Below are 18,794 nucleotides of genomic sequence, written 5' to 3'. Positions count from 1 at the left end.
GGATTTTACGGAGAGAAGACAGCGCATGCAATGGGGATAGGCAGATTTGTGACTAAAAATGCTAAAGGCGGCATAAAGCCGCCTTTTATTGTTACAACTGTCTGTTACTTATACAGGTCGGCGCTGATGGTCATGTTGTTACCACGTTCCGACCACTGGCGGGTAATGTGGTAGTACTTGGCACCTTTTTTCGCTGCACGTTTCGCAACCTGGTAAGAGACTTCGGTCATGTTGCCATAGTTACCGGTGAACTTGATGCTGTCGAACGGCACCATCATCGCGGCGGTAGCTTTGTTCAACTCCTCAACTTTAGTACCGTCAGGCAGGGTGACAGTGTAACGCCCGCCTTTAGTTGACTGAGTTTCGAAGAAACGACCCACTTCGGCACTCGGAGACGCGGTTGTTGCCACGCCTGGGATTTCAACTTTCTTCGCGGCTTCGCCACCGGCTGCTAAAGCGGCACGTCCGGCATCAGAATCGGCAGGGATCGCATCAGGGCTTTGAACAACACGTTTTTTCGCATCTTCTTTGTAGATGAATGCGGTAATACGTTGGTTACCCCCCTGGTTGGCATCAACTTGGCGTACGATATAAAAAGAGTAAGCCCCTTTTTCTTTTGCCACTTTGGTGATGGCATCATTTACTTCAGGCTGGCTGCGGTAGAAACCCTGAACCGTAACGGTATCGAAAGGTTCAATCAGAACAGCCTGGTCTTTCGGTAATTCCATAACGCCGTTGATGACGCGATTTTTGGTGACTTCTGCTTTTTCAGCGTCGGCTTTATAGATATCGGCGACGACGCGCCAGTTACCGCCACTGCCAAAATCTGAGGTATCAACAACATAAAAGGAGGCTGCACCGTCTTTATCTGCACGACGGGATACGGCGTCTACCGCATCACCGATAGCATTAAAACGACCGGTAACCACAATGCGGTCATAGGGTTTCAGGGCAGTTGCTTGCTCCGGCGTCAATTCTGTCGCTGCATTTACAGAAAAAGCAGTCGCAGAAAGAAGAGCGGACGCCAGGAGAGTGTTCTTAAGCTTCATAAAAATAATCCTTCGCCTTGCGCAAACCAGGTACTGGTATTGTTATTGACTAGAAACGTGGCTGATTATTGCATTTAAATTGTGTCAGTGTCTGCGTGATTTTTCACTCATCGTGCCACCCATGCTAACAACATCGATAACATTTAGTGATATGTCTAAAAATTCGGCGTTTGGCGGCTAAAACTGATAAAGCAGTTGAATTTCATAAGTTAATTTAATGTTAATCAATTGTTCTACGGTGGCGCTTAATCATGTTTTGCCGCTTCGCTTGAGCGAATTATCGGCCTTTGCGGGCTATTTAAAGGGCATTATCCCTGCTTGCGAATGAATTCATTCCTGTTTTGCAAATTTCATAATAAATACTGTTTTTTGGCGCTAGATCACAGGCGTCATTTTCAGTAGCTTATACAGAGTTTGTTACTGTTTTATTTTATTGGGGTAACACTGAGCTCTCTCGGGAGTGTGCGCATGCCTCTTGCGAACATTGATAAACCATCATCAAAAATACAGATGGAAGGGAACATTATGCGAATTGGCATACCAAAAGAACGGTTAACCAATGAAACCCGTGTTGCAGCCACACCGAAAACGGTTGAGCAGTTGCTGAAGCTGGGTTTTAGCGTCGCGGTTGAAAGCGGCGCAGGTCAACTGGCTAGTTTTGACGATAAGGCGTTTGTGCAAGCAGGCGCAGAAATTGTTGACGGGAATGCTGTCTGGCAGTCAGAGATTATCCTGAAGGTCAATGCGCCAGAAGCGTTTGAGATTCCGTTGCTTAATTCGGGTACCACGCTGGTGAGTTTTCTCTGGCCTGCGCAGAACCCTGAGCTACTGCAAAAGCTCGCTGAGCGAAATGTGACGGTCATGGCGATGGATTCCGTGCCGCGTATTTCGCGTGCGCAGTCACTGGATGCCTTAAGCTCGATGGCCAACATTGCCGGGTATCGTGCAATTGTTGAAGCGGCACATGAGTTCGGACGGTTCTTTACCGGGCAAATTACCGCGGCGGGTAAAGTTCCACCTGCCAAGGTGATGGTGATCGGTGCTGGCGTGGCAGGATTGGCCGCTATCGGTGCAGCAAACAGCCTCGGGGCGATTGTTCGCGCCTTTGACACTCGCCCGGAAGTAAAAGAACAAGTTCAGAGTATGGGCGCTGAGTTCCTCGAACTGGACTTTAAAGAAGAAGCGGGCAGCGGCGATGGCTACGCCAAAGTGATGTCCGAAGCGTTTATTAAAGCGGAGATGGAGCTGTTCGCCGCTCAGGCAAAAGACGTCGACATCATCGTTACCACCGCGCTGATCCCGGGGAAACCAGCGCCGAAACTGATCACGCGTGAGATGGTTGATTCGATGAAGCCCGGCAGCGTGATTGTCGATCTCGCCGCGCAAAACGGGGGTAACTGCGAGTATACCGTTGCCAATCAGGTGACCACCACCGAGAACGGCGTCAAGGTTATCGGCTATACCGATTTGCCGGGGCGTTTGCCGACTCAGTCTTCACAATTGTATGGCACCAACCTTGTAAACCTGCTGAAACTGTTGTGCAAAGAGAAAGACGGCAACATCACCGTTGATTTTGACGATGTGGTGGTGCGCGGCGTGACAGTGGTTCGCGATGGTGAAATTACGTGGCCTGCACCACCCATCCAGGTTTCTGCTCAGCCACAAGCGGCGCCTAAAGCTGCACCTGCACCACAGGAAGAGAAAAAACCTGCATCCCCATGGCGCAAATATGCGCTGATGGCGCTGGTGGTGATTTTGTTTGGCTGGCTAGCCGACGTCGCGCCAAAAGAGTTCCTCGGACACTTTACGGTGTTCGCACTTTCCTGCGTGGTGGGTTACTACGTGGTGTGGAATGTCTCGCATGCGTTGCATACCCCGCTGATGTCCGTGACTAACGCTATCTCCGGGATCATCGTCGTGGGGGCATTATTACAAATTGGCCAGGGCGGCTGGGTGAGTTTCCTGAGTTTTATCGCGGTGCTTATTGCCAGCATTAATATTTTCGGTGGCTTCACCGTGACTCAGCGCATGCTGAAAATGTTCCGGAAAAACTAAGGGGTAACATATGTCTGGAGGATTAGTTACAGCTGCATACATTGTTGCCGCAATCCTGTTTATTTTCAGCCTGGCGGGACTTTCCAAACACGAAACGTCTCAACAGGGTAACAACTACGGCATCGCCGGGATGGCGATTGCGCTGATTGCCACGATTTTTGGCCCGGATACCGGCAACGTCGCCTGGATTCTGGTTGCAATGATCATTGGTGGTGCAATTGGTATTCGTCTGGCGAAAAGAGTCGAGATGACCGAGATGCCGGAGCTGGTGGCGATTCTGCACAGCTTCGTCGGTCTGGCCGCCGTACTGGTTGGTTTCAACAGCTACCTGTATCACGATACCGGTCTGGAACCGATCCTGGTGAACATTCACCTGACTGAAGTGTTCCTCGGCATCTTTATCGGTGCAGTAACCTTCACCGGTTCTATCGTGGCGTTTGGTAAACTGCGCGGCAAGATCTCATCTAAGCCGCTGATGCTGCCGAATCGCCATAAGTTGAACCTGGCGGCACTGGTGGTTTCTTTCCTGCTGCTGGTGGTGTTTGTTCGTACCGAGAGCGTGGGCCTGCAGGTTCTGGCGCTGCTGGTGATGACCATTATCGCACTGGCGTTTGGTTGGCACCTGGTAGCATCCATCGGTGGGGCCGATATGCCGGTCGTCGTCTCTATGCTGAACTCCTATTCAGGATGGGCGGCAGCAGCGGCAGGCTTTATGCTGAGCAACGATCTGCTGATCGTTACGGGTGCGCTGGTCGGTTCCTCGGGTGCGATCCTGTCTTACATTATGTGTAAGGCAATGAACCGTTCTTTCATCAGCGTTATTGCGGGTGGGTTTGGCACCGATGGGTCCTCAACCGGTGATACCGAAGAAGCAGGTGAACATCGCGAGATTAATGCCGAAGATACCGCTGAAATGCTGAAAAACTCTCATTCTGTGATTATCACCCCGGGCTACGGTATGGCGGTGGCGCAGGCGCAGTATCCGGTGGCGGAAATCACTGAGAAACTGCGCGCCCGTGGTATCAAAGTCCGCTTTGGTATTCACCCGGTAGCAGGGCGCTTGCCTGGTCATATGAACGTGCTGTTGGCGGAAGCAAAAGTGCCGTATGACATCGTGTTGGAAATGGATGAAATCAACGATGATTTCGCCGACACCGATACCGTGCTGGTTATTGGCGCCAACGATACGGTGAACCCGGCAGCGCAGGATGATCCGCGCAGCCCGATAGCCGGAATGCCGGTGCTGGAAGTGTGGAAAGCGCAGAATGTTATCGTGTTCAAACGCTCAATGAACACCGGTTATGCAGGCGTGCAGAACCCGCTGTTCTTTAAAGAAAACACCCATATGCTGTTTGGTGATGCCAAAGCCAGCGTGGATGCGATTCTGAAAGCGTTGTAATGCGTGCTTAAAAGTAAGACGGCCTCTGCGGAGGCCGTTTTTTTATTAAACATCCAGTTTACGCTGGGTTATCCATTCCACGCGCGCCGGATCGCGATGCGAGAAAAATGCGCTGATCCCGGCGTCCATGGCGGCGATTTGCGTCATTTCCTCAGTCGTTAAGGTAAAATCCAGTATCTGAATATTCTCTGTCATACGCGCTTTACGCACGGTTTTCGCCAGAGAAATAATTCCGCGCTGATAAATCCAACGCAGTACTACCTGACCGATGCTTTTCCCGTACTTTTTACCAATCGCGGCCAGTGTCGGATTTTGAAACAGGTCATTGCGCCCCTCGGCGAACGGCGCCCAGGCTTGTGGTTGAATATTGCGGCTCTGCATCCAGGCTACGGCATGCGGTTGCTGGTGGAAGGGATTCACTTCTATCTGATTCACCGCCGGGATGATGCGGTTGAAGGCCATCAAATCTGCCAGACGGTCCGGGTGAAAATTGCTGACGCCAATCGCGCGAATTTTCCCTTCCTCGTAGAGTTCCTCCATCGCACGCCAGGCACCGTGTACGTCGCCATAGGGCTGGTGGATTAAATACAGGTCAAGGTAGTCAAGTTGAAGGCGCTGCAACGAACGTGCAAACTGAGCTTTCGCGCCAGCGTAGCTGGTATCCTGTAACCACAGCTTGGTTGTGATGAAAAGTTCATCGCGGGGTACGCCGCTTTGTTTCAGCGCATTGCCGACCTGAGTTTCATTCAGATAGGAGGCGGCGGTATCGATCAGGCGATATCCTGTTTCGATGGCATCCCGCACGGCTTGCTCACACTCGTTCGCTTCGGTCATTTGGTATACACCAAAACCGAGCAGAGGCATCTCAACACCGTTATTTAAGACCGTTGTATTCATGGAACGCTCCTGAACATCATTTTTTGCATTGCCAGCAGATTAGCAAGAATCTGTTCACACCATTAGTCCGTTAAATCAGCATAGACCTATGAGCTAAATTCATTTTTAGCAGGCTAAAATGCGAAGGTTGTCGCATGTGTTAGCGGGGAGAGGGCGTTACTCATGATTGGCGTTCATAAACTTATGCTTCTTCGGCTATCTAATCACTGTCATTCACCCCGTATATACTGCCACCTGACTTTTCCTAAGATAACAGGACGCTATGCGTACACGTGAACAGTGCCTGCCGGCTGCTGCTGCAAGCCAGACCGGTCTCTCTTTTATTCTCATCCTCAGCGGCCTGATGGCCTTTACTTCACTTTCAACCGATATCTACCTCCCGGCGATGCCGACTATGGCGGGGGATTTAAACGGCAATGTGGAGCTTACTGTTACCGGTTTTTTGGTGGGGTTTGCTATTGCGCAGCTGATCTGGGGACCGATCAGCGATCATCTGGGCAGACGTACACCGTTGTTCATCGGCATGGTGCTGTTTATCATCGGTTCTGCGGGGTGTGCGCTGTCCACGGATATCACGCAAATTGTTTTCTGGCGGGTCTTTCAGGCGCTGGGGGCCTGTACCGGACCGATGCTGGCGCGTGCCATGATTCGTGATCTCTTTGCTCGTACTCGTGCGGCGCAAATGTTGTCAACCCTGGTACTGGTTATGGCGATTGCCCCCATCGCAGGGCCATTGATTGGCGGGCAAATTATTCGACTGAGCACCTGGCACTCTATTTTTTGGTTACTGGTGGCCATTGGCGTGCTGATGTTTATCTCGTTGCTGTGGTTACCGGAAACACTCCCTGAAGAAAGACGCGTAAAAGCCTCACTGGCAGGCGCATTCCGGCATTACCGCGCGCTATTAACCAATGGTCGATTTATGCGCTACACCCTGAGTCTGACCTTTTATTACGTGGGTGCGTATGCGTTTATTACCGGTTCGCCATTTGTTTACATTCGCTATTACCATGTCGATCCGCAGCATTATGGCTGGTTATTTGCGTTAAATATTGTCGGCGTTATGGCGATGAGTGCGGTCAACCGCCGGCTGGTGCAACGGCACGCGTTAGAACAGTTGCTTAAGTACGCGACAATGTTGGCGGCACTGGCTGCTGTTGCATTGGCACTGCTGGTTAAGCTGGAAATAGGGGGGTTTATTGCCATTATCATCACTGTGTTTCTGCTATTTTCGATGAATGGGATCATTGCAGCAACGTCGACGGCCGCCGCGCTGGATGCGGCCCCCAATATCGCCGGGTCAGCTTCGGCGCTGATTGGTTCATTACAGTATGGCAGTGGCATCATCTCATCATTACTACTGGCGAGATTGAGTGACGGCACCCCCTGGACCATGGCCTGGATTATTGCGCTATTCACATTGATGAGCGCCGCACTGGTGTTCCGTGACAAACAGTAGTTGAACAGCTCCGCGATAGCGGGGCATATACTTATTCTTTGTTAAGATCGCTCAGCAGGACGGCAATGCTTTGACCACCATTTGTTTGCTCAAGGGCAATCTTTACAATGATGGTCAGCGGTACTGAAAGCAGCATCCCAACGGGGCCGAGCAGCCAGCCCCAAAAAATCAGCGACAGGAATACCACCAGCGTAGAAAGTCCCAGCCCACGTCCCATGATGCGGGGTTCGAGGATATTGCCGAATACCAGGTTAATCACCAGATAACCTGCCAGCACGAGCAACGCGTCGTAAAAACCACTGAATACCAGTACCTGAGCAATAGGGGGAATCGCTGCCAGCACCGAACCGATGTTAGGAATATAATTCAGGGCAAAGGCCAGTAGTCCCCAGACAAACGCGAAGCGGACATCCAGTGCGGCAAGCATGCCCCAGGCGACCAGGCCGGTGACGATGCTGATGGCGGTTTTTAGTACCAGATAGTGTGAGACACTGTCGATAGCGCGTTGGATTGCGGCCATTCCCTCAAGAGGGCGGCTCATCATTTGTTTGAGTTTTCCGGGGAGTTGCGGTACTTCCAGCAGCATAAAAACCACGGTCAGCAACAGTAGAAATATCGAGGACATCGCATTAGAGAGTTGCGTCAATAAATTGGTGACCAGCGTCATCGCAGCGTTCGGATCGACATATTTCACCAACTCGTCTACGGAAACGCCGATCCCCGCACGTTGTAGCCACGGTTCGATATTTTTCAGTGGGATAACCAATGACGAACGATACTGCGGCAGTGTCCGTGCCAGCTCATTTAAGGATGTACCTAAATAAGCCAGAAGCAGCACCATTAGCATGACAATAATAACAACCAGCAATGACACGGCAAATACACGCGGTATGCGGAGCTTAACCATGCGCTGTACTACGGGATTAAGCACGACGGCGATAAATAACGCCAGAATAAACGGTACGATGATATCGGCGGCAAATCGGATACCGGTTAAAATGATAACCAACATGCCGAGCATAATAACTATTTTTAGGCCGTTAAGCGTGATGATCGGTTTTGCCATGTGAATCCCTGAGTTTTTTATCAATATAATAATGTGATCTGCCTCGAGCCGTTATAACAAAAATCAAACGAGTCGGGTAAAGAAGTGAAAAGATTTTGAGTTCGCATTGAACCTATGATACAAATCATCTGTGTTTAACTACCGAGGACAATTATCATCCGCGATGATGAGAAGCAACACTGCGGATAATTGTAATATTATGGACAATACGTTCAGGATGTTTTTGCGTTTACCTACACTTCTTCGTACCTCCTCCACTTTCTTGCTTGCGGGTGAGCAACACTGGCGCAACGCGCTTTAGTCCCTTCTTCTGCCTGAGCTGGCGTTATGCGCTGAGCTATCTGATTCTATTTTTTGGTTTACTGCATGCAGTAGGCCCAAAGGACTATATTCTCAAGCAGGAGATGCATCATGTTTTACTGGATATTATTAGGTCTGGCCATTGCGGCTGAAATTACCGGTACGCTGTCAATGAAATGGGCCAGCGTAGGCCATGGTAATGCGGGCTTTATTTTAATGCTGGTAATGATCGCCTTATCGTATATTTTTCTCAGTTTTGCCGTTAAAAAAATCGCCCTTGGTGTGGCCTATGCCTTATGGGAAGGTATCGGAATTTTATTTATTACGCTGTTTAGCGTGTTGTTATTCGACGAAACCTTGACCACGATGAAAGTTGCTGGACTGGTCTCGCTGGTGTTAGGCATTGTGTTGATCAAATCGGGTACACGCAAACCGGCAAAAGCGAGGAGGGAGGTGACCCATGCAGCAGTTTGAGTGGGTTCACGGCGCGTGGCTTGGAATGGCCATCGTTCTTGAAATCGTTGCTAACGTCTTCTTAAAATTTTCCGATGGTTTCCGCCGTAAGGCTTATGGCGTGTTGTCGCTGGTGGCGGTGTTAGCGGCCTTTAGTGCGCTGTCCCAGGCGGTAAAAGGGATCGACCTTTCTGTCGCCTACGCGCTGTGGGGAGGATTCGGGATCGCCGCAACGTTGGCCGCAGGATGGGTGCTTTTTGGTCAGCGCCTGAATAACAAAGGCTGGATTGGCGTCGCCTTGCTGCTGGCCGGAATGATAATGATCAAACTTGCCTAATCTACGTGCTGCCCGCAAACGTGGGCAGCATGCGTCATCCCTTCGCCAGTGCTTCGAGTTTATCGCGAAAACCCGTCACAGAAATGGCGCGATTATCTGCCCGCCAGCGATCTTTTGCTGCTGGAGCGGAGCTTTGCACACCAATCAATTGCCAGCCTGAATCTGTCTTTAACATCAATGGGGAGCCGCTGTCGCCAGGGAGCGTATCGCACTGATGCGACAAGACTGTATTTTGCGCCCAGCCAGTTACCACGCAATCCTGATGCGTGTACAGGTCATCCAGGTGATCTTCCGGGTACCCCGATTGAGTCACTTTACGGTCAGCAGCTTTTAGCGCAGCGGTTAACGCGGCTTTATCACCGTCAAATAACGGTAGCGGCGTGATCCCGGAGGGGGGATAACGTAACACTACCAGACCAAAATCCCACGGAGCTGCAGAAGGTGGGACAATCCAGCCGTCACCATCTGCTTTTAAACGCTTGCCGAGAGAGGGATCAACCCGTCCTTCAATGCCGTGGATTTCATAGCGCCAGATACCCTTTTTCGACACAAAACGTAGCGCGACGGCTTTATCCGGCTTGCCTTTTGGTGGGGTGAGTAAGCAGTGCCCGGCGGTCAGGGCCAGGTGAGGTGAAATGAGCGTAGCCGTACACAGGTTACCGCTGGCGGTTTCCAGTTGCCCGATAGCGTCCCACGGTGATTGTGTAGGGTCAGTCACCCTCACACGATCATCATGACCAAAAAACAGCGTTTTTATGTTATCGGCTTCAGCAATGGTCGTTGCAGGCTGCTCCGCATGTGCAACGACAGGAAATAGACAAATTGAACCCAGTAATACCGCAATGGTTTTATGCATATCACACTCTGGTGGGGAATTATGATTATTAACAGCAAACCCTCAGTTAATACTATAGACGGGACGGCGGGAAAGTGGGAGTAAAATCAGATAACTACACTCAGGAAAGATAAAAATGCATGGCGATAAGAGCGCAAATTATCAGGGTAATAAGAATGAACTCAAAGCGGTAATGTGACACCATTTTACCCTCCGAAAGGCGGCGCTAAATCAGACTGATTTAGCGCCGTATGCTATGGCATGGGGGATGCCATGGTTACTACAGATGTTTTATGCAGCCGGCTGAGCAGCTGGTTTAGCGGTTTCGTGTTTTACTGCTTTTTTGGTGTGTTTTTTAGCGGCCTGAGCTTTCTGCTCTGCGGCTGGTTTGGTTGCAGCTGGTTTAGTTGCTGCTTTTTTGGTGTGTTTTTTGGCTGCCTGAGCTTTCTGCTCTGCAGCTGGCTTGGTTGCTGCTTTTTTGGTGTGTTTCTTCGCAGCCTGAGCTTTCTGTTCTACAGCCGGTTTAGCTGCGGATTTTTTAGCGTGCTTTTTGGCAGCCTGCGCTTTCTGCGGAGCTGCTTTGTGCTGTTTTTTATGATGAGTGGTTTTTGCCGGTGCGGCTTTCGTGGTCGCAGCAGCAGTCGGAGCGGTAGTAGCAGTTGTTTCAGCAGCAAATGCAGCGGAAGACAGACCCATAGCAGCGGCAACAACCAGAGCTAATACTTTTTTCATTCTCATACCCTCGATTTGGTTTTTCATTCAACCCCACTGCGGGGCCGTTGAAATAACTATATCGCTGTAATCTCTGGGCTTCCGTGAGTCATTGGTTTCGACGTGTAACCGTTTGTACAATGACTCACGGTTTACGATTACAGATAGCGGGCTTCCAGATGGGCGCGGAAATAGCGGCTGCTCAGCGGCTCTCCGGTTGCCTGGGTAATGAGCTGCTCGGTCGTGAAACGACTGCCATGTTGCCAGATATTCTGGCGCAACCAGTCAAACAAGGCGCTAAAATCTCCTTGCGCAATGGCGTGGTTTAAGCCTGGCAAGGCACGGTTAGCTGCACTGAAAATCTGGGCTGCATACATCGCCCCCAATGTGTACGAAGGGAAGTAGCCAAAACCGCCATCGGTCCAGTGGATATCCTGCATACAGCCGTTACGGTAGTTCCCGATCGTAGAGAGCCCTAACCAGGCCTGCATTTTTTCATTCCACAAGGCAGGAATGTCATCGACCTCAATGTCGCCGTTAATCAACGCGCGCTCGATTTCATAACGCAGGATCACGTGAGCAGGATAGCTAACCTCGTCAGCGTCAACGCGGATATAGCCCGGTTTGACCTGCTGGTTCCAGGCGATGAAATTGCTTTCCTCAAAGGCGGGTTGATTGCCAAAATGTCGGGTTACTGCGGGAATTAACCGTTTCAGAAACGCCGGGCTGCGGCCTAATTGCATTTCAAAGAACAGGCTCTGAGATTCATGGATGGCGGTTGATCGTGCCAGGGCAATAGGTTGTCCTGACCAGTTCTGAGGTAGATTTTGCTCATAACGCGCATGACCTGTCTCATGAATGACGCCAAATAACGCGCTGAGCAGTTCGTTTTCATCGTAGCGGGTGGTAATCCGAACATCTTGCGGTACGCCGCCGCAGAACGGATGTGCACTGATGTCCAGGCGTCCCGCGGTAAAATCAAAACCTAACTGAGCCATGGTTTCAAGGCCCAGCTCACGCTGAACTGCAGTCGGGAAGGGACCAGTGGGGGCGATAAGCGATTGTTGTGATTGTTTTGCCACTACCTTATTGAGCAATTCGGGTAGCCAGCTCTTGATGTCGGCAAAGAGAATATCCAGCCGGGCGCTGGTCATCTCTGGTTCAAAGACATCCAGTAATGCGTCGTAGGGCGAACATCCTTTCGCTTCTGCACGCAGTCGGGCTTCTTCGCGGCTGTACTTAACCACCTCTTTCAGGTTTTCAGCAAACCCTTCCCAGTCATTGGCCGGGCGTTGGCTGCGCCAGGCATGTTCGCAACGACTGCCCGCCAGTGATTTCGCTTCTACCAGTGATTCGGGTAGCAAGGACGCTTGATGATGTAGCCGTGACATTTCGCGCAGATTGGCCTGCTCGACATCGTTCAGGTCTTCCTGCTGTGCGGCGGCGATCCACTTTGCCACATTGGCATCGGTTAACAGTTGATGTTCAAGCACGCTCAGTTCAGCCAGCGCTTCACCCCGGGCTTTGCTACCGCCAGGCGGCATCATGGTAAACATGTCCCAACTGGCTATTGCCGAGAGGTGGGAGAAGCGAGAGAGGCGCTGGAACGTACGGGTGAGTTGATGGTAATTATCGCTGTTACTCATTTTTTGTTCTCGTTCTGTTGGACCAGATTTCAGAGTCTAACGCGATTTCGCAAATTAACCCATTCATCATAGGCATGGGAATTTTGGTAGCTTGTCAATGATAATGATACTTTTTATCATGGTTGTGTATTGTTCAGATAACGAGAACATTTCATTTTATCCAAGGAGCAGGTGTGCAACAGGAAGTCAGTAACGAATATATCGCAAGGACAAAAGCGGTGGCTGGCTGTTTCTCTATGTTTTTGTTGATGTTCGGCCTCACATTTTCCCCATTATTTTTCCCTGCCAGTCACGACTTGCTCGCCAAAGGATTACTTTTCCCGCTGCTGTTTACACTGGAATTCGTCGTCCTGGTGCCGTTGTATTACGTTTTCTTTAGAAAAAGAGACGGTCTCGGCAAAGGAACATTCAACGCCAGGTGGTTTGTCATATTGTTTGTTGCGCTGCTGATTGTGCAGCTGGTCCTGCCCTGGGTATTGGGGATCAGAAAGACCGAAGAATGGGTGACAAGCCAGGTCTCACTGAACAGCTACGCGCTTTGGTTATCCAGTGTAACGCTGATATTTATTGCACCCGTGTATGAAGAAATCATCTTCAGGGGCTGCCTGTTCAATGCCTTTCAGTACTGGTTCAATAATAAAACAGGATTGTCGTCAGTGGTGGTGTCGGCTATTTTCGCCGTGATGCATACACAGTATGTGGATCTGAGAACGTTATTGATGTTGTTTATTGTGTCCCAGGTTTTGATCCTGGCGAGGCTGAAAAGTAACGGTTTACTGATGCCGATTTTGCTACATATTTTGATGAACGGTATGGTAATTGCTCTGCAGATTAGCGCCCAGACGTTTATGTTATCGTGAGACGTTTATGATGCCCGGTTTTCGGGCATCATTGATTATGCGTGCAGACGGTGGTGCAATCGGGCACCAACCAATAGCGCCAGCACCAGCATCAGTGCGATAAACCCGCCCACGCCGTTCCAGCCATAGCTATGCCAGAAAACACCCCCTAGTGTACCGGCAATGCTTGAGCCCAGGTAATAGCTGAACAGGTACAGTGAAGAGGCCTGGCCTTTAGCGCGTTTGGCTCGCGGCCCGATCCAACTACTTGCCACGGAATGCGCCGCAAAAAAGCCGGCTGAAAAGAGCAACATACCGGCAAAAATCAGCCATAACGAGGTAAACAGAGTCATTATTAGTCCGAACAACATCACGCCTGTCGAGAACAACATTACCGGGCCGCGCCCATAACGGGTGGTCATGGAACCGGCTTTTGGTGAGCTCCAGGTGCCGGTAAGATAAGCCACAGACAACAAACCGACGACAGCCTGGCTCAGCGCCCAGGGAGACAGCATCAGACGGTAGCCGATGTAGTTAAACAGTGTGACAAACGACCCCATCAGCAAGAACCCTTCTGCGAACAACAGTGGAAGTCCTCTGTCACGCCAGTGCAAACGGAAGTTGATAAATAACGTTTTAGGCCGTAACGATGTCGGTCTGAAGTGCCGTGATTCCGGTAAGATCTTCCAGAACATTAGCGCGGAGGCGAGGGCAAAGCAGCCAATAGCCGCCAGCGCGATTCGCCAGTTAAAAAAGTCAGTAAACACGCCGCTAATCAAACGACCACTCATACCACCAATCGAGTTTCCGCTGATGTATAAGCCCATTGAAAATGCAACAAAACTTGGGTGAATTTCCTCACTCAAATAGGTCATTCCCACGGCCGCCACGCCGCTCAGTGACAGTCCGATCAGCGCACGCATGATTAAAATACCGTGCCAACTGGTCATCATTGTTGAAAGGAGCGTACAACAAGAGGCGAGCAGCAGCGCGGTAACCATCACCGGCTTGCGGCCAATAGCATCTGAAAGTGGGCCGGTAAACAGTAACCCTATCGCCAGCATCGCTGTTGAAATGGAGAGCGAAATACTACTGCTGGCAGGCGATACGCCAAACTCGTGCGAAAGCACAGGCAGTATGGGTTGTACGCAATAGAGGAGGGCAAAAGTCGCCAGTCCGGCGGAAAACAGCGCCAGCGTGACGCGCATAAATGGGGATGTTCCGCGTTTGATAAAACCATCCGGCGGGGTAACTATCTGTTCATCAACATCGCTTGTTGGCGCGGTATCGACAGTTGTTGTACGGCTCACTTGAAATCCTTGCTCATCCAATTACGTCTACAGGACCAGCCTTAAGAGTATGAAAATCACAATATTCTGTCTAATATATTAATAATCTCAAATAATATTTTAAAGATATGAATATCGAACTGCGTCATTTACGTTACTTTGTGGCAGTTGCGGAAGAGCTGCATTTTGGTCGTGCAGCGGCACGACTGAATATTTCGCAACCTCCGTTGAGCCAGCAGATTCAGATTCTTGAGCAGCAGGTGGGTGCACGGCTACTGGCGCGGACTAACCGCAGCGTGGCGCTTACCGCTGCCGGAAAACAGTTTCTGGCGGACAGTCGGCAAATCCTGGGCCTGGTAAATGAGGCTGCCGCCCGTGCTGAGCGATTACACCTGGGGGAGTCGGGGGAACTGCGCATCGGTTTTACGTCATCAGCCCCGTTTATTAAGGCCGTGTCCGATACGCTGTCTCTTTTTCGCCAATGTTATCCTGCGGTGCATATGCAAACCCGTGAAATGAATACGCGCGAGCAAATTGCCCCGCTCAACGAGGGAACACTGGATTTAGGGCTCCTGCGCAATACGCAACTACCGGACACGCTGGCGCGGGAGGTCATTTTGCATGAGCCGCTGATGGCGATGATCCCACGCGCACATCCTCTGGCGCAAAAGCCGGTGGTGACGCTGGCGGAGCTGGCAAACGAGCCGTTTGTCTTTTTTGATCCGCATGTTGGAACGGGGTTGTATGACGATATTCTCGGCCTGATGCGCCGTTATGATCTGAAACCAACCATCGCCCAGGAGGTCGGTGAGGCGATGACCATCATTGGACTGGTGGCCGCAGGGTTGGGGGTTTCCATTTTGCCCGCCTCTTTTAAACGGGTGCAATTGTATGAAATGTGTTGGATCCCTATTGCCGAAGACGATGCGGTCTCCGAAATGTGGTTGGTGTGGCCGAAGCATCATGAACAAAGCCACGCTGCGCAGCGTTTTCGCCAGCAGCTTTTAGCCGCAGTGCAGCGCGGTTAATTTAGTTTAAAAATGGTCGAAAATGTGCAGTAAATCACAAGGCTAAGCAAAAAGTTGACGGAAACCATTGAAGTGCTTCACCATAGTCTACAGATTATTTCGGAGCGCGAAAATAAAGGGAGTAAGTGGTGGTTGCTGATAGTCAGCCTGGGCATATCGATCAAATTAAGCAGACCAATGCGGGCGCGGTTTATCGTCTGATTGATCAGCTGGGACCGGTATCGCGTATTGATCTCTCTCGCCTGGCACAATTGGCGCCTGCCAGTATTACCAAAATTGTCCGAGAAATGCTGGAAGCGCATTTGGTGCAGGAGCTGGAAATAAAAGAAGCCGGTAACCGCGGACGTCCGGCGGTTGGGCTGGTTGTCGAAACAGAAGCCTGGCATTACCTTTCTATTCGTATTAGTCGTGGCGAGATTTTCCTGGCGCTGCGCGATCTGAGCAGCAAACTGGTGGTCGAGGATTGTCTTGAAATGGCGCTGGTCAGCGAGACATCGTTACTGGAACGGGTTGTTGCGCAAGTTGATCAGTTTTTTATTCGTCACCAGCAAAAACTCGAACGCCTAACTTCCATCGCGATTACCTTACCCGGCATTATTGATACAGAGAACGGTATCGTACATCGTATGCCGTTCTATGATGACGTCAAAGAGATGCCGCTCGGCGAAACGCTGGAGCGGCATACCGGCGTGCCGGTATACATTCAGCACGATATCAGCGCATGGACCATGGCCGAGGCGCTGTTTGGTGCATCACGCGGGGCGCGTGATGTTATTCAGGTAGTCATCGATCACAACGTGGGTGCAGGGGTGATCACTGATGGTCATTTACTGCATGCAGGCAGCAGCAGCCTGGTCGAAATAGGTCATACGCAGGTGGACCCTTACGGCAAACGGTGCTACTGCGGTAATCATGGGTGTCTGGAAACGATCGCCAGCGTCGACAGCGTGCTGGAACTGGCGCAGGTGCGACTGAAGCAGTCAATGAGCTCCTCTCTGCACGGACAACCGTTGACGGTAGACGCACTGTGTCAGGCGGCCATGCAGGGCGATTTATTGGCGAAAGATATTATTAACGGCGTTGGGACACATGTCGGTCGTATCCTGGCCATCATGGTGAATTTGTTCAACCCGCAAAAGATATTGATAGGATCTCCACTCAGTAAAGCCGCTGACATTTTGTTCCCGACGATTGCTGACAGCATTCGTCAACAGGCGCTTCCGGCCTACAGCCAGCACATTGTTGTCGAAAGTACGCAATTTTCTAATCAGGGGACGATGGCGGGGGCCGCTCTCGTTAAAGACGCGATGTATAACGGTTCTTTGTTGATTCGTCTATTACAGGGTTAACATTTTTTAACTGTTGTACGAAAAATTGCGCTATCTCAAGCTGGTTCTGGCCGTCATACTTTAGACTTTCTCCACTGTTTTATTTTCCTGACTTATATTTTCAGAGCATACGGTGGAGTTAGTGATGCTGAAGCGTTTCTTTATTACAGGTACAGACACTTCTGTTGGGAAGACCGTGGTTTCCCGCGCATTACTACAAGCGTTGGCGTCAGGGGGTAAACGTGTGGCGGGTTACAAACCCGTCGCCAAAGGCAGCAAAGAGACTCCGGAGGGTATGCGCAATAAAGATGCACTGGTGCTGCAAAGTGTGTCATCCATCGAACTGCCGTACGAGGCGATTAACCCTATCGCGCTGAGCGAAGACGAAAGCAGCGTGGCGCATAGTGGTCCGGTTAACTACACCCTGTTATCCAATGGACTTGCAAGCCTGAGTGAGAAGGTTGATCACGTTGTTGTTGAAGGCACAGGTGGCTGGCGTAGTCTGATGAACGATCTGCGTCCGTTATCGGAGTGGGTAGTACAGGAGCAACTCCCGGTTCTGATGGTGGTGGGCATTCAGGAAGGCTGTATTAACCATGCCATTCTCACCGCACAGGCGATTGCCAGTGACGGGCTGCCGTTGATTGGCTGGGTAGCGAACCGTATTAACCCCGGATTGGCGCATTATGCCGAAATCATCGACGTGCTAAGCAAAAAATTACCGGCACCGTTGATGGGTGAATTGCCTTATTTGCCACGTGCCGAGCAGCGCGAGCTTTCTCAGTATATTCGTCTGTCAATGCTCGGCAGCGTGTTGTCTGTAGATAGAGTCATGGCGTAACGTTCGCGACAGCACTGACGACACGACGCAAGCAATCAACAGGCCGGGGAGCAGTCGATACTCACCGGTCATTTCACAGACCATCAATGTCGACATAATGGGGGCATGGGTCGTCGCCGCCAGCAGTGTGGCCATTCCTGTTAAGCCCAACAGTACCGCTATTTCATCCGCCCCCGGAAGCCAGAATCCCCATACCCGACCCAGTAACATACCGATCGACAAACCGACGAACAGCGTTGGTGTAAACACGCCGCCGGGGGCTCCTGAACCGCTACTGGCGAGTACGGCCAGCAATTTGCAAATGAAAATTCCGCTGATGACGGCGAGCAAAGGCGGAGAGAGTAAATACGACTGTACCACGCTGTAGCCGTTGCCCCAGACCGCAGGTGTGAGTAGCGACAACAGGCCAACGATCAACCCACCCAGGGCTAACTGGCCTGGTGGTGCGAGTTTTAAGCGCAAAAAGCCGTTGTGGCTGGTGGTCATAAGCCACATAAAAAGAGGTCCGCAGAGACCGGCTAACAGACCCGTGCTGATAATCATCACATATTCCAGCACATGCAGCTCACGTGTCAGATGAACGGTATACAGTAGCGCGTTGCTGTTGCTAAGCGCATTGGTGGTTAACAATGCGACGACGGCGGAGACAACCACCGGCCCTAATGAGGCGAGGATCAACGTGCCAAACAGCACTTCGGCAATAAATAAGCTACCCGCCAACGGAGCGTGATACGCACCGGCCATACCAGCAGCAGCCCCGCAGGCAATCCATAATTTCCATTCCGAACGCGGTGTGAAGCGTTGTGCGAAGCATGAGGCCGCCAATGCGGCCAATAAAATCATTGCTCCTTCACGACCAATGGCGCTACCGCTCGCCACGACGACCAAAGAGGCCAGTGATTTCACCAGACTTGCGCTGACGTCGAACTGCCCGTCAGTCTGCAGGGCTTCCATATAATCTGTGGGGGCCTGTGGGCGTAAACGATTAAATTTTTGCCAGCCCCAGAGCAAGAGTCCTGCCGCCAGACCACCGAGCGCAGGTGTCAGCATGCGTCTGAACGGCGGCAGATTTGTCGCGGCATTGACCAGACTTCCCGTATCGTTAATCAGGAACAGCCATTCAAGCAATTGCATCGCATGACGAAATCCTGCAACGGCCAGGGCTGCAAGGATACCAATCAGCGCGGCGATCAGCAGACGCCGAAACAGAGTGCGTAGGTCAGGATAAGCATGTAAACGATGCATGGGTTGCCAGACAGGAA

The 18,794-nt window shown here is 51.1% G+C and carries 18 protein-coding genes; 10 read left to right on the top strand and 8 right to left on the bottom strand.

Annotated elements, in window-relative coordinates:
* Nucleotides 1-104 precede the first annotated feature (104 nt).
* Nucleotides 105-1,049, bottom strand: coding sequence for a DUF1471 family protein YdgH (gene ydgH / locus SK32_RS05855; protein WP_048211727.1), 945 nt, complete (start codon nt 1,047-1,049; stop codon nt 105-107).
* A gap of 525 nt (nt 1,050-1,574) precedes the next feature.
* On the opposite strand from ydgH, the gene pntA reads away from it, so the two are divergent.
* Complete coding sequence (pntA, locus tag SK32_RS05850; protein WP_048212589.1) at nt 1,575-3,104, top strand: Re/Si-specific NAD(P)(+) transhydrogenase subunit alpha; 1,530 nt, start codon at nt 1,575-1,577, stop codon at nt 3,102-3,104.
* A gap of 10 nt (nt 3,105-3,114) precedes the next feature.
* On the top strand, nt 3,115-4,503 hold the full coding sequence (pntB, locus tag SK32_RS05845) for a Re/Si-specific NAD(P)(+) transhydrogenase subunit beta (RefSeq protein ID WP_005121173.1): 1,389 nt from the start codon (nt 3,115-3,117) through the stop codon (nt 4,501-4,503).
* Nucleotides 4,504-4,548: 45 nt separating this feature from the next.
* Here the strand turns inward: pntB and SK32_RS05840 are convergent, their stop codons facing one another.
* On the bottom strand, nt 4,549-5,400 hold the full coding sequence (locus SK32_RS05840; RefSeq protein WP_048211726.1) for an aldo/keto reductase: 852 nt from the start codon (nt 5,398-5,400) through the stop codon (nt 4,549-4,551).
* 262 nt (nt 5,401-5,662) lie between these two features.
* On the opposite strand from SK32_RS05840, the gene SK32_RS05835 reads away from it, so the two are divergent.
* Nucleotides 5,663-6,859, top strand: coding sequence for a multidrug effflux MFS transporter (locus SK32_RS05835; protein WP_048211725.1), 1,197 nt, complete (start codon nt 5,663-5,665; stop codon nt 6,857-6,859).
* Nucleotides 6,860-6,890: 31 nt separating this feature from the next.
* Here the strand turns inward: SK32_RS05835 and SK32_RS05830 are convergent, their stop codons facing one another.
* A complete protein-coding gene (locus SK32_RS05830) occupies nt 6,891-7,925 on the bottom strand; it encodes an AI-2E family transporter (protein ID WP_048211724.1) in 1,035 nt (344 codons plus the stop codon).
* Nucleotides 7,926-8,055: 130 nt separating this feature from the next.
* Here SK32_RS05830 and SK32_RS26690 point away from each other — a divergent pair, with 130 nt between their 5' ends.
* The 3 genes from SK32_RS26690 (at nt 8,056) to mdtI (ending at nt 9,015) form a co-directional block, all read left to right on the top strand.
* Nucleotides 8,056-8,226 (top strand): protein YdgV, encoded by a 171-nt coding sequence (locus SK32_RS26690; RefSeq protein ID WP_086523670.1) that lies wholly within the window; start codon nt 8,056-8,058, stop codon nt 8,224-8,226.
* Between the two features lie 107 nt (nt 8,227-8,333).
* Complete coding sequence (gene mdtJ, locus SK32_RS05825; protein ID WP_161958620.1) at nt 8,334-8,699, top strand: multidrug/spermidine efflux SMR transporter subunit MdtJ; 366 nt, start codon at nt 8,334-8,336, stop codon at nt 8,697-8,699.
* Nucleotides 8,686-9,015: a multidrug/spermidine efflux SMR transporter subunit MdtI gene (gene mdtI, locus SK32_RS05820; protein WP_040233868.1), complete on the top strand. Its 330-nt coding sequence runs from the start codon at nt 8,686-8,688 to the stop codon at nt 9,013-9,015. The genes mdtJ and mdtI overlap by 14 nt, the downstream gene beginning before the upstream one ends.
* Before the next feature lie 34 nt (nt 9,016-9,049).
* On the opposite strand, the gene SK32_RS05815 is transcribed toward mdtI, so the two are convergent.
* From SK32_RS05815 to SK32_RS05805, 3 genes are all read right to left on the bottom strand, one after another.
* A complete protein-coding gene (locus SK32_RS05815) occupies nt 9,050-9,871 on the bottom strand; it encodes a trypsin-like serine peptidase (RefSeq protein WP_048211723.1) in 822 nt (273 codons plus the stop codon).
* A 270-nt stretch (nt 9,872-10,141) separates the two neighbouring features.
* Nucleotides 10,142-10,582 carry an acid resistance repetitive basic protein Asr gene (gene asr / locus SK32_RS05810; protein ID WP_048211722.1) on the bottom strand — a complete coding sequence of 147 codons (441 nt, stop codon included), beginning with the start codon at nt 10,580-10,582 and terminating at the stop codon, nt 10,142-10,144.
* A gap of 137 nt (nt 10,583-10,719) precedes the next feature.
* The gene (locus SK32_RS05805) at nt 10,720-12,207 is read right to left on the bottom strand and encodes a carboxypeptidase M32 (protein WP_048211721.1); all 1,488 of its coding nucleotides are present in this window, start codon (nt 12,205-12,207) and stop codon (nt 10,720-10,722) included.
* A 173-nt stretch (nt 12,208-12,380) separates the two neighbouring features.
* Here SK32_RS05805 and SK32_RS05800 point away from each other — a divergent pair, with 173 nt between their 5' ends.
* Nucleotides 12,381-13,067 (top strand): CPBP family intramembrane glutamic endopeptidase, encoded by a 687-nt coding sequence (locus tag SK32_RS05800; RefSeq protein ID WP_048211720.1) that lies wholly within the window; start codon nt 12,381-12,383, stop codon nt 13,065-13,067.
* 35 nt (nt 13,068-13,102) lie between these two features.
* On the opposite strand, the gene SK32_RS05795 is transcribed toward SK32_RS05800, so the two are convergent.
* Nucleotides 13,103-14,356 carry an MFS transporter gene (locus SK32_RS05795; RefSeq protein WP_048211719.1) on the bottom strand — a complete coding sequence of 418 codons (1,254 nt, stop codon included), beginning with the start codon at nt 14,354-14,356 and terminating at the stop codon, nt 13,103-13,105.
* Nucleotides 14,357-14,463: 107 nt separating this feature from the next.
* Between SK32_RS05795 and SK32_RS05790 the strand changes: the two genes are divergently transcribed.
* The 3 genes from SK32_RS05790 to bioD all read left to right on the top strand — a co-directional run bounded on the left by SK32_RS05790 (nt 14,464) and on the right by bioD (nt 17,532).
* On the top strand, nt 14,464-15,363 hold the full coding sequence (locus SK32_RS05790) for a LysR family transcriptional regulator (protein ID WP_048211718.1): 900 nt from the start codon (nt 14,464-14,466) through the stop codon (nt 15,361-15,363).
* A 128-nt stretch (nt 15,364-15,491) separates the two neighbouring features.
* The gene (gene mlc, locus SK32_RS05785) at nt 15,492-16,712 is read left to right on the top strand and encodes a sugar metabolism global transcriptional regulator Mlc (RefSeq protein ID WP_048212588.1); all 1,221 of its coding nucleotides are present in this window, start codon (nt 15,492-15,494) and stop codon (nt 16,710-16,712) included.
* 124 nt (nt 16,713-16,836) lie between these two features.
* Complete coding sequence (bioD, locus tag SK32_RS05780) at nt 16,837-17,532, top strand: dethiobiotin synthase (RefSeq protein ID WP_005121161.1); 696 nt, start codon at nt 16,837-16,839, stop codon at nt 17,530-17,532.
* Here bioD and clcB read toward each other — a convergent pair.
* Nucleotides 17,488-18,777, bottom strand: coding sequence for a voltage-gated ClC-type chloride channel ClcB (gene clcB, locus SK32_RS05775; protein ID WP_048211717.1), 1,290 nt, complete (start codon nt 18,775-18,777; stop codon nt 17,488-17,490). The two genes, bioD and clcB, sit on opposite strands and share 45 nt — an antisense overlap.
* Nucleotides 18,778-18,794: the final 17 nt, after the last annotated feature.

Source organism: Citrobacter sp. MGH100 (genome assembly GCF_001034465.1).
In the GTDB taxonomy this organism is placed as follows: domain Bacteria; phylum Pseudomonadota; class Gammaproteobacteria; order Enterobacterales; family Enterobacteriaceae; genus Citrobacter; species Citrobacter youngae.
The sequence above is the reverse complement of the archived record's forward strand: the minus strand, read 5'-3'. Positions and strand labels throughout refer to the sequence as shown.